Raw genomic sequence first — 9,102 nt, 5'->3', positions numbered from 1 at the left:
TTTTTTTTTTTTTTTTTTCTCCTCGGCTCCTGGGGGGGGGGGGGGGGGGGGGTTTTTTTGGGGGGTTTGGCGTTTAACCCCCCCCCCCCCCACACCCGAGGGCCCGGACACGACAACGGCCGCCCCGGACAAGCCGGGACGGCCGTCAGCCGGAATCCGTGCTTACCGCCGCATGAACGGCGGAACGTCCACGTCGTCGTCGGTCGGGTCGTCGTGCACCGTCGTCGGACGGCTCGGCAGACCGCCCGTCGCGGAACCGGAACCGATCGGCGAATACCCCCGCGAGCCGCCGCCCGGCTGCGGAAGACCGCCCGGCGGCGTGCCGGTGCCCGGCTGCGGCAGGCCCGAGGACGGCGTCCGCGGCGGGGCCACCGGGTAGCCGGAGCTGCCCGCGGGCGGGACCGGGGTGGCCCCGCTCTGCGGCGGGGACTGCGGAGCCGAACCGCCGCCCACCTGGCCCGCCGAGGCGGACGCGGTGCCGTTGCCCTGTTTGCCGCCGAACGCGGGCGGGTCGAGCTTCTTGTGCGTGGGCGCGCCGGCGTCGAATCCGGCCGCGATCACCGTGACGCGGACCTCGTCGCCGAGGGAGTCGTCGATGATCGTCCCGAAGATGATGTTGGCGTCCGGATGCGCCGATTCCTGCACGAGCGACGCGGCCTCGTTGATCTCGAACAGCCCGAGGTCCGATCCGCCCGCGATGGACAGCAGCGCGCCGTGCGCCCCGTCCATCGACGCTTCCAGCAGCGGCGAGTTGATCGCCTTCTCCGCGGCCTGGATCGCCCGTCCCTCGCCGCGCGCGGAGCCGATGCCCATCAGCGCGGAGCCCGCGCCGGACATGACGCTCTTGACGTCGGCGAAGTCCAGGTTGATCAGGCCGGGCGTGGTGATCAGGTCGGTGATGCCCTGGACACCGGACAGCAGCACCTCGTCGGCGGAGCGGAACGCGTCCATCAGGGACACGCCGATGTCGCCGAGCTGCAGCAGCCGGTCGTTCGGGATGACGATCAGCGTGTCGCATTCGTTGCGCAGCTGCTGGATGCCTTCCTCGGCCTGCTTGCCGCGGCGCTTGCCCTCGAAGGTGAACGGGCGGGTCACCACGCCGATCGTGAGCGCGCCGAGCTTGCGGGCGATCTGCGCGACGACCGGCGCGCCGCCGGTGCCGGTGCCGCCGCCCTCGCCCGCGGTCACGAACACCATGTCGGCGCCCTTGATGACCTCTTCGATCTCCTCGCGGTGGTCCTCGGCCGCCTTCTGCCCCACCTCGGGGGCGGCGCCGGCGCCGAGGCCGCGGGTCAGTTCCCGGCCGATGTCGAGCTTGACGTCGGCGTCGGACATGAGCAGTGCCTGGGCGTCGGTGTTCACCGCGATGAACTCGACACCCTTGAGGCCGACCTCGATCATCCGGTTCACGGCGTTCACGCCGCCGCCGCCGATGCCGACGACCTTGATCACCGCAAGGTAGTTGTGCGGGGGCGTCATCGGGTCCGCCTTCCTGATCGTGATGTGCACATGCCGCCCGCCGGGGCCGGAAACCCTCAACCTCAACCCGAGAGTGAGAGTTATGTCAACCACCGGCGTCAAGGCAGGACGGTAGGCGCCGCGCAAGCTCTAATCCAGTAGCCACGCCGTGAGCGGCAAAGGTGTTTTGCCACAACGCGAAGCCGCGCGCAAGGGCGGAACCCGCCGCCGGGCCCGGAACGGGGTCTGCTATGCGGGCACCGAAGCGACCAGAACCACGTCGCTCGAGGGCTTCCCCGACGGCGATCCGCCAGCCTGCTCCACGCTCACCGCGAACTGCTGCGCGCCGTCCAGCCCGTCCGCCACGACCAGCGATCCCGACGGCCCGCCCGGCAGCAGCCCGGCCGGCCGCGGCTCGAAACCCGGGCCCATCAGCCAGGCCTCGTACACCTGCCCGGACGCGACCGGCGGCAGCCCCGACTGCATGAACATCACGCGGTCGAGCTTGCGCGACACCACCACCGTGCCGCCGCCCCCGCGCGGAGACGCGACGTGCGACGTCTGGCTGTCCGGCGCGGCGAGCAGTTCCGCCACCGGCCGGTACCGGTCGCGCGCGGCGTCCAATTCGGACTGTGCGGTGTTCAGCTGGCTGCTGGTGTGCAGCGCGATCCCGCCGAACACGCCCGCGAGGGCGAGACCGATGACCGCGGCCGCGGCGGCGATCAGCATCGGCCAGCGGCGCGGGCCGCGCAGGCGAGGTTCCGCGGAACCGGTCCGCGGCGGAAGCTGGCGGGTCGTGCGCATGTCGGCGAGGACCCGGTCCTTGAGCCCGGACGGCGGCTGCTCGTCCATCGCCGCGCCGAGCCGCGCCGCGGTCTCGCTCAGCTCCCGCACTTCCTGCGCGCAGGAATCGCACTGGTCGAGATGGCGGCGGAACTGGGCCCGTTCGACCTCCGACAGCGCGTCGAGTGCGTACGCGCCGGCCAATGTGTGCATCTCCGGACTGCTCACGCCGTCACCCCCAGGCAGTCGCGCAGCCGGATCAGCCCGTCGCGCAATCTGGTCTTGACCGTCCCCTGCGGCGTGTCCAGCACGTCGGCGACCTCGCGATAGGTGTAGCCCTGGTAGTAGGCCAAGAGGACGGATTCCCGCTGCAATTCGGTCAGCGTCTTCAGGCAGCGCCGCACCTGCGAGCGTTCCAGCCGGGTCGCCACGGATTCGGCGACCTCGTCGAACGGCCGTCCGCGCGCGGCCTCGAAGGTCGCCTTCCGCTCGCGTTCGGTGCTCGCCCGCGCGGACCGCACCCGGTCGACAGCGCGGCGGTGCGCGAGCGTCATCGCCCAGTTCAGGACGCTGCCTTTCGCGGACGAGTAGCGCGTGGCGGTCTTCCACAGCTCCACCAGCACCTCCTGCGCGACCTCCTCGGACTGCGCGGGGTCCCGCACGATGCGGCGGACGAGCCCGTAGACAGGACCGGCGAGCTGATCGTAGAGCCGTTCGAAGGCGCGTTCGTCCCCCTTCGCGACCAGCGCCATCAGGTCCTCGGCGCTCGTCGGGGGCACCGCCGAAAGCCGGTCTGCCGGGCGTGCGCTCTCATCCATGGAGGGCTCCTGCCGTGTTCTGCCCGGTCCGGGCGGCGAGCGGGGCCTTGCGCCGCCACAGCGCGAGCCCGTGGCGGCGGATCAGCGCGGCGACGCGCTGCGGTTGCAGCGGCCTCCCCAGCAGGAACCGCGCGAGCGTGCGGATCCCCACCGGACGGCGGACTCCTCGCAGCGTAGCGGTCAGCGCGGCGTCCCCCTCGCGGTGCAGGACGACGGTCAGCGCGAGCAGCGCGTCCGGGCGCGGCAGATGCATCCGGTACTCCCCCGCCATCTCCTGGAACGGCGACACGTAGAACTCCTTGTCCGCCCGCAGGTCGTCCCCGGGCCGGAGCAGGTAGGCGTGGCGGCCGCCGTAGGTGTTGTGCACCTCGGCGACCACGCAGGCGAGCGCGCCGTCCGGCGTGTAGCACCAGTAGACGGTGATCGGGTTGAACACGTACCCGAGAACGCGCGCCGACGCGAGCATCGTCACCGGCCCGCCGCGCAAGTCCACTCCGCGGTGCGCGAGCCAAGCGTCCAGTTTGGACCGGATGTCGCCGGGCTCGTCCCGGCTGAAGTGGTCGCGGCCGTCGAAGCGGGCGAACGGCCGGAGCCACCACGGCAGCCGCGGCAGGTGGTCCAGGTCAGCCAGCCACACATACATCCGGTGTGCGAACGAGTACGGCGGATCGGCTCGGCGGACGTGCGCGACGGTGGTGTCGTAGAGGGCAGTCACCAGGTCACCCCGAAACTGGCGGCGGCGCGGACTCCGGAGGAACAGCCGTCCTCGTGGAATCCCCAGCCTTGGTAAGCGCCGGCGTACGCGATGACGCCGTCGTTCAATTCCGGCAGACGTCGTTGCGCGGCAACGGATTCCGGCGTGTAGATCGGATGCTCGTAGGACATCTTCGCCACCACTGCGGCGGAATCGAGGCCGGTGCTGGGGTTGAGAGTGACAGCGTAGGTCGTCGCCTCGTCGAGGCCCATCAGGCGATTCAGGTCGTAGGTGACTTGGACGGCGTGCAGATCGGCCCCGCAGCCGGGCGTCCGGTAATTCCAGGAGGACCGGGCGGCGGGCACGGTCGGCAGCACCGCGGGATCGGTGTGCAGCCAGGCTTCGTTGCGCGAGTAGCGGAAGGCGCCGAGCAGTTCCTGTTCCGCCGCGGTGGGTTCCGTCAGCAGCCGCAACGCCTGATCGGCATGGGTCGCGACCACGACCCGGTCGACCCGGTGCGCGGTGTCCGCGTCGTCGCGCACCTCGACGCCGCGCGCGGTTCGCCGGACCGCGCGGACCGGGGTGGAGAGGTGCACCGCGGTCAGCTGCTTGGCCGCGCGCTCGACGTACTCCCGCGAACCGCCGACGACCGTCCGCCAGGCCGGCGAGTTCCGCACGGTGAGCATGCCGTGGTTGCGCAGGAATTCGAACAGGTATCGCGCGGGGTACTGCGTGGTGTCGGCCCGGTCGGCCGACCACACCGTCGACACGAGCGGCAGCACGAAATGGTCCACGAAGTACCGCGAGTACCCGCCGATCGCCAGGAAGGCGCCGAGCGGGACGTCACCGGCCTCGGCGCGGTCCAGCAGGCGTGCGGCGTGCCGGTGGAACCGCTTCACCTCGGCCAGCATGAGCAGGTAGCGCGCAGAGGCGGCGTTGCCGCGTTGCGCGAACAGCCCGCGCACGCCTTTCGCCCCGGCGTACTGCAGGCCGCAGCCGTCGCAGCGGATGCTCATCGACATCTCGGTGTCGCGGGTGCGGACGCCGAGCTCGCCGAACAGGCGCAGCAGCGTCGGGTAGGTGCGCTCGTTGTGGACGAGGAACCCGGAATCGACGGCCACTGTGCCGCCGTGCGCGCTCGGCACGTCGTGCGTGTGGGCGTGGCCGCCGAGCCGGTCGTCGGACTCGAACAGCAGAACCTCGTAGCGGCGCTGCAGCAGGTACGCGGCGGTGAGGCCGGCGACCCCGCTGCCGATGACAGCGATGCGTTGTCCCGTGGTGTGGTGCACGGAGGGCATTCGGCGCCGTCGTCCGGCCGGATTGGAACCAATCCGCGCGAACTTCTGCTTCGAAGTCCTGGTATGCCGAAATCCGCAGCTGACCGACTAGCCGACTTCGCCGAACGCATTCTCGGCGGCCCGCTGCCGGTGGCCGTCCGCACCTGGGACGGGCACCGGGCCGGGCCAGCCGGGCCGACTGTCGTCCTGAAAAACCGCCGCGCGCTGCGCTGGCTGCTGTATGCCCCCGGCGAGCTGGGCCTGGCGCGGGCGTACGTCTCCGGCGACCTGGATGTCGAGGGCGATCTCACCGAAGGGTTCCGGCGGGCCTGGGCTTACCGGCCGCAGCTGTCCGCGCGAGACTTCGGCGAGGCAGTCCGCCTCGCCGCCCGGCTCGGAGTGTTCGGCCTGCCGCCGAAACCGCCCGCCGAGGAAGCCCGGCTGCGCGGGAAACTGCACACCCTCGGCCGGGACCGTTCGGCGATCTCGCACCACTACGACCTGTCGAACGCCTTCTACCAGCTGCTGATGGACGACTCGATGGCGTACTCCTCGGGCTACTGGTCCGAGACCGCCGATCTCGCCCGCGCCCAGCACGACAAACTCGAACTGATCTGCCGGAAGCTCGGCCTGCGCCCGGGCATGCGGCTCCTCGACGTCGGCTGCGGCTGGGGTTCGCTGCTCGTGCACGCGGCGAAGCACCACGGCGTCGAGGCGGTCGGCGTCACGATCTCCGCCGAGCAGGTGCAGCACGTCAAAACCCGGCTGGCGCAGCACGATCTGGACGGCCGCGTCGAGGTCCGCAGGCAGGACTACCGGGACCTCGCCGGGGAACCCTTCGACGCCGTAGCGTCCGTCGAGATGGGCGAACACGTCGGCGAAGAGAACTACCCGACCTACACCGGCACCTTGTACCGCATGCTCAAACCCGCCGGACGACTGCTGCTGCAGCAGATGTCGCGCGGGGCGGTCGCGCCCGGCGGCGGGGCGTTCATCGAGCGCTACATCGCCCCCGACATGACCATGCGCCCGCTCAGCCGCACTCTCGGCCACCTCGAGACCGCAGGCTTCGAAATCCGCGACGTGCACGCGCTGCGCGAGCACTACGTCTCCACGGTGCGAGCCTGGGCCGACACCCTGGAGCAACACTGGGACGAGGCCGTCGCACTGATCGGCGAGGCAGGCGCGCGAGTCTGGCGGCTGTACCTCGTGGGCGGCGCGCTCGCCTTCGAGGAGAACCGGATGGGCGTAGACCAGATTCTGGCCGTGCGTCCCGACGCGAACGGCCGCTCCGAAATGCCGTGGACGAGGGAGTGGGCATGATCGCGCTGCTCGGCCTCACCGCCGGAGTCACCCTGGCCGCGGTGACCCTGACCTTCGGCATCGCCCGTCTGCGCGGCCGCTACGACACCATCGACACCTTCTGGGGCTTGGGTTTCGCCCTTGTCGCCGTGGTCTCGTTCCCGTTCGGCACCGGCCCGCTCGCCCTGCGCCTGACGGCCGCCGCGCTCACCGTCATCTGGGGCGTGCGCCTGGCCGTCCACCTGCACCTGCGCAACCGCGGCAAGCCGGAAGACCCGCGCTACCAGGAGATCGTCGAACGCGCGGGCGCGAACCCCGGCGTCCGGATCTTCGTGCGGACCTACCTGATGCAGGCCGTGGTTCTGTGGTTCGTCTCGCTGCCAGTGCAATTCGCCATGTCCGGCACGGGTTTCGGCGTCACCGCCTGGCTGGGCGTGGCCGTCTGGCTGGTCGGCTTCGCCTTCGAAACCGTCGGCGACGAGCAGCTCCGCCGGTTCCGCGAGAACCCGGCGAACCGGGGCCAGGTTCTCGACACCGGCCTGTGGCGCTACACCCGCCACCCGAACTATTTCGGCGACGCCTGTGTCTGGTGGGGCCTCTACCTGCTGGCCTGCTCGACCTGGCCCGGCGCCGCGACGATCCTGTCCCCGATCGCGATGACGTTCACCCTCGCCCGCGGCACCGGCAAGCCCATGCTGGAGAAAGGCATGCGGCAAACCCGCCCCGGCTACGCCGACTACATCGCGCGCACCAGCGGTTTCTTCCCGTTGCCTCCGAAAAAGCTCACTCGCCGATGAGCCCGCGCAACAGTTCCAGATGCCGGGAGGTCTCGCCGATCAAGTGCTCGACGACCGACCCCACCGTCACGAGCCGATCGCCGTCGAACCCGACCGGATCGTCGAACGACCGCTCCGAGAGAGCCTCGCGGCACAGCTCGACGTTGTCCCGGTAAGCACTGCGCAACTCGTCGAACGGCAGATCGAGGCCAACCGAGAAGGCGGCGTCCCGCCCCGCTTCCAGCCGCTCGGCCCACCGCTCCGGCTGCCCAGTGGCCACGACGTCGTGCACGGTGTTCTCGACCACCGCCAGATGCCACAAGATCCCGGCGGCTGTCATCAGCTCGCCGGGCCAGCGGGCCTGTTCCTCGGTGAGTTGGGAGCACTTCCACGCCACGGTCGCGCGCAGCAGTTCGAGGTCGTCGACCAGCTGCGCGCGATCGAGGTTCACTCCCCGGTGAGACCGTCGGTCAGCTCGCGCAGAAGGTCAAGATGCCCGAGATGGCGCGCGGTCTCCTCGATCATGTGCGCGACGACCCAGCGCACCGTGAGCGGTTTGTCCCCCTTGAACAGCACCGTGTCGCCGAACCCCCGAGCAGCGACGACCTCCCGGCACTTCTCGGCCTCAGCCTCGTAGTCGGCGATCAACTGCGCCATCGGCAACTCCAGCGCGAGCCGGAACTCAGCGTCGCGATCGATCTCGAGCCGCTCCTCCCACTCGTCCGGCTGCCCGTCGAGCACGACGCGGAACCAGTAGTTCTCCACGAGAGTGAGATGGCACAACAGCCCGGCGATCGTGGTCAACTCGCTGGGCACGTGCGCCCGGCGGGCCTGCTCGTCGGTGAGCCCGGAGCATTTCCACACGACGCTGGCGCGCAGGAAATCGAGGAAGCCGGTGAGCTGGGTGCGCTCGTCCCCCGCCATCGGCGGGTCAGGACGTTCAGGAGCATCGGTCACGCCTCGCAGTCTGCCGCACCCGGCCACCCGTTTTCGGGATTTAACTTGTGCACAATGTAATTGTGCGCTACCTTCATGGATGTCAGCGCTTGTCAGCCCGACCTCGAGGAGACAGCGATGCCCAGCCGCGACGCGACCACCCACTGGACCGGCGGACTGCAGAAAGGCAAGGGCGAGGTCACCTTCGACTCGTCGAACCTGGGCACCTACGAGGTGTCCTTCCCGACCCGCGCGGGCGATCCGGACGGCCAGACCAGCCCCGAAGAACTCATCGCCGCCGCCCACTCCAGCTGCCTCGCGATGAACCTCTCCGGCGTTCTGGAATCCCAGAACCTCGAAGCCGAATCCATCGACGTCTCCGCCGAAGTAACCCTCGGCCCAGCCCAAGGCGGCGGCTTCGAAATCAGCGGAATCGCCATCACCCTGCGCGCGAAACTGGACGGCGTCACCGCGGAACAATTCGCCGAACTGGCCGAAACCGCGGAAAAAACCTGCCCGGTCTCCAAAGCCCTTTCCGGCACCACCATCACCCTGGACGCCGCCCTCGCCTGACCCCCGCGCGTTCCGTGAGGGGAACCTTCGCAGCCCCTGATTCCCCCAGGGTTCCCCTCACGACCTTCGACGGTCCGTGAAGGGCCCCTTCCCGGACTTAGATTCCCTCAAGGAGCCCTTCACGGCCCACCCCCGCCCCGCCGCCACACTCCCCCAACGCCACATTGGGTGCATCCCACGCACCCAATGTGGCGTTCGGTGCGTCCCACGCACCCAATGCCACATTGGGGCGCTAGCCCCGACCCCTCACCCAATCGCCACCCGCGAACCCAACTCATCAAGGCACCCAAACCCCGCGCCCCACCACCCCACCGCAGCCCGCGAACCCACCCCGCCCACACACCCAAGCCCCGCGCCCCACCTGCCCAACCGCACCCGCGCACCCAAACCCACCAACGCACCCACACTCCCCCGCACCCCGATACGAAGCCAAAAACGCGGACGGCGGGTGCTTGTCAAGGCATCTTTCCCGCCTTGACAAGCAC

10 protein-coding genes are annotated in these 9,102 nt (G+C 70.1%); 3 read left to right on the top strand and 7 right to left on the bottom strand.

The window, feature by feature from the left end; translation table 11 throughout:
* Positions 1–162: 162 nt before the first annotated feature.
* From ftsZ to ACWGIC_RS44005, 5 genes are all read right to left on the bottom strand, one after another.
* A complete protein-coding gene (gene ftsZ, locus ACWGIC_RS44025; protein ID WP_452081891.1) occupies positions 163–1,479 on the bottom strand; it encodes a cell division protein FtsZ in 1,317 nt (438 codons plus the stop codon).
* A gap of 228 nt (positions 1,480–1,707) precedes the next feature.
* Positions 1,708–2,469: an anti-sigma factor gene (locus tag ACWGIC_RS44020; protein ID WP_452081890.1), complete on the bottom strand. Its 762-nt coding sequence runs from the start codon at positions 2,467–2,469 to the stop codon at positions 1,708–1,710.
* Positions 2,466–3,059: an ECF RNA polymerase sigma factor SigK gene (gene sigK / locus ACWGIC_RS44015; RefSeq protein WP_452081889.1), complete on the bottom strand. Its 594-nt coding sequence runs from the start codon at positions 3,057–3,059 to the stop codon at positions 2,466–2,468. Before sigK ends, ACWGIC_RS44020 begins: the two co-directional genes overlap by 4 nt.
* A complete protein-coding gene (locus tag ACWGIC_RS44010; protein WP_452081892.1) occupies positions 3,052–3,777 on the bottom strand; it encodes a DUF1365 domain-containing protein in 726 nt (241 codons plus the stop codon). Before ACWGIC_RS44010 ends, sigK begins: the two co-directional genes overlap by 8 nt.
* Complete coding sequence (locus tag ACWGIC_RS44005; protein WP_452081888.1) at positions 3,771–5,051, bottom strand: NAD(P)/FAD-dependent oxidoreductase; 1,281 nt, start codon at positions 5,049–5,051, stop codon at positions 3,771–3,773. The genes ACWGIC_RS44010 and ACWGIC_RS44005 overlap by 7 nt, the downstream gene beginning before the upstream one ends.
* Before the next feature lie 63 nt (positions 5,052–5,114).
* On the opposite strand from ACWGIC_RS44005, the gene ACWGIC_RS44000 reads away from it, so the two are divergent.
* Both ACWGIC_RS44000 and ACWGIC_RS43995 read left to right on the top strand, forming a co-directional pair.
* Positions 5,115–6,353 (top strand): class I SAM-dependent methyltransferase, encoded by a 1,239-nt coding sequence (locus ACWGIC_RS44000; protein ID WP_452081887.1) that lies wholly within the window; start codon positions 5,115–5,117, stop codon positions 6,351–6,353.
* The gene (locus ACWGIC_RS43995) at positions 6,350–7,129 is read left to right on the top strand and encodes a DUF1295 domain-containing protein (RefSeq protein WP_452081886.1); all 780 of its coding nucleotides are present in this window, start codon (positions 6,350–6,352) and stop codon (positions 7,127–7,129) included. The genes ACWGIC_RS44000 and ACWGIC_RS43995 overlap by 4 nt, the downstream gene beginning before the upstream one ends.
* On the opposite strand, the gene ACWGIC_RS43990 is transcribed toward ACWGIC_RS43995, so the two are convergent.
* Together ACWGIC_RS43990 and ACWGIC_RS43985 are read right to left on the bottom strand one after the other, a co-directional pair.
* Entirely contained in the window at positions 7,116–7,559 is a 444-nt protein-coding gene (locus ACWGIC_RS43990; protein ID WP_452081885.1) for a mycothiol transferase, read from the bottom strand. The genes ACWGIC_RS43995 and ACWGIC_RS43990 overlap by 14 nt on opposite strands.
* Positions 7,556–8,065: a DinB family protein gene (locus ACWGIC_RS43985; protein WP_452081884.1), complete on the bottom strand. Its 510-nt coding sequence runs from the start codon at positions 8,063–8,065 to the stop codon at positions 7,556–7,558. Before ACWGIC_RS43985 ends, ACWGIC_RS43990 begins: the two co-directional genes overlap by 4 nt.
* 117 nt (positions 8,066–8,182) lie before the next feature.
* Between ACWGIC_RS43985 and ACWGIC_RS43980 the strand changes: the two genes are divergently transcribed.
* A complete protein-coding gene (locus ACWGIC_RS43980; RefSeq protein WP_452081883.1) occupies positions 8,183–8,617 on the top strand; it encodes an OsmC family peroxiredoxin in 435 nt (144 codons plus the stop codon).
* The last annotated feature ends 485 nt before the right edge of the window (positions 8,618–9,102 follow it).

Source organism: Amycolatopsis sp. NPDC054798, from assembly GCF_053611505.1.
The sequence above is the reverse complement of the archived record's forward strand: the minus strand, read 5'-3'. Positions and strand labels throughout refer to the sequence as shown.

What these genes read in the sequence shown, in the direction of transcription:
- ftsZ (WP_452081891.1), bottom strand. Translation starts at nt 1,479, where the DNA reads ATGACGCCCCCGCACAACTACCTTGCGGTGATCAAGGTCGTCGGCATC.
- sigK (WP_452081889.1), bottom strand. Translation starts at nt 3,059, where the DNA reads ATGGATGAGAGCGCACGCCCGGCAGACCGGCTTTCGGCGGTGCCCCCG.
- ACWGIC_RS44005 (WP_452081888.1), bottom strand. Translation starts at nt 5,051, where the DNA reads ATGCCCTCCGTGCACCACACCACGGGACAACGCATCGCTGTCATCGGC.
- ACWGIC_RS44000 (WP_452081887.1), top strand. Translation starts at nt 5,115, where the DNA reads ATGCCGAAATCCGCAGCTGACCGACTAGCCGACTTCGCCGAACGCATT.
- ACWGIC_RS43995 (WP_452081886.1), top strand. Translation starts at nt 6,350, where the DNA reads ATGATCGCGCTGCTCGGCCTCACCGCCGGAGTCACCCTGGCCGCGGTG.
- ACWGIC_RS43980 (WP_452081883.1), top strand. Translation starts at nt 8,183, where the DNA reads ATGCCCAGCCGCGACGCGACCACCCACTGGACCGGCGGACTGCAGAAA.